The organism is Oleiphilus sp. HI0043, assembly GCF_001634935.1.
The window spans coordinates 1-966 of sequence record NZ_LWEY01001072.1 but is presented as its reverse complement, the minus strand read 5'-3'; the positions used below and the strand labels follow the sequence as shown (position 1 = coordinate 966).

The following is a 966-nucleotide window of genomic DNA, read 5'->3' as shown; positions in this document are numbered from 1 at the left end:
CTGCCATAAAGGATAAATCGCCCAGAGAAAAACAGGCATATCGAGTCGTACATGCGACACCCTTGTTGAAAGAATATAAAATCTGGTTGGATAACTCGATTCTGCAGGTACCGCCTAAATCGGCCTTGGGCAAAGCACTCGCATACAGTTTAAATCAATGGCCAAAGCTGACACGCTACTTAGAAGATGGTCATCTGAATATCGATAACAATCGTGCAGAAAGAGCAATCAAACCCTTCGTGATAGGGCGAAAAAACTGGTTATTCTCAAACACCACTAGTGGTGCCCATGCCAGCAGTGTACTTTACAGTATTGTTGAAACGGCAAAGGCAAATGACCTTGTGCCATTCGATTATCTTCATTATCTATTGAAAGCACTTAGTAAAAGAGATCAGCAAGCAGAAATGGAAGATCTGCTGCCATGGAATGTCATACTAAATCATTAGATTCTTGGATATGTGCGCTTCGCCTTACGTTTACATCCGTTTTGCATTATTTGGACAAAACAGCGTACAAGAGAGTGAGCTAAAAGATCATACCCAATGTCGTCTTGGGAAGTATCTAATGTCAGATAAGGGCCAGTCGCTAAGTTCCAAAAAACGCTTCAAAGACCTATATGAAGATGTTCATCCGAAAGTACACGCGAAGGGTATAGAGATCTATAAGCTTGCACGAGCAGGCGCTGAACCATTATCTCTACAGGGAGCTGTTGAAGAACTTATTGGCTTATCAGATAGCGTATTGAATATTCTTGATGATTTTATCCAGCACCGTTAAAAATCCTTAGACTTTACAATATTACCTCTGTTTATGACCTAGGAAAACAACTCCACTAACATGAGGTCCGCTCTGTGAAGAAGATAGACGGTAGTGTTCAAAAAGGTAGCGCTTTGTGCTCAGGCTGTGTGAAAACTCGTATTTCAAATAGATCTAGCTTTATTTCGTTCACAACAAACAGCACAGGGC

The 966-nt window shown here is 41.3% G+C and carries 2 protein-coding genes; both read left to right on the top strand.

What is annotated here, in order from left to right:
• The coding region (locus tag A3729_RS11820; RefSeq protein ID WP_156497911.1) for a transposase at nt 1-446 on the top strand (446 nt) is incomplete at its 5' end.
• Between the two features lie 118 nt (nt 447-564).
• Nucleotides 565-777, top strand: a complete 213-nt coding sequence (locus A3729_RS11815) for a hypothetical protein (protein ID WP_068633897.1) — start codon at nt 565-567, stop codon at nt 775-777.
• Nucleotides 778-966 lie beyond the last annotated feature (189 nt).

Excerpts from the sequence above, each read along its gene's own strand:
- A3729_RS11815 (WP_068633897.1), top strand. The coding sequence starts at position 565 with ATGTCAGATAAGGGCCAGTCGCTAAGTTCCAAAAAACGCTTCAAAGAC.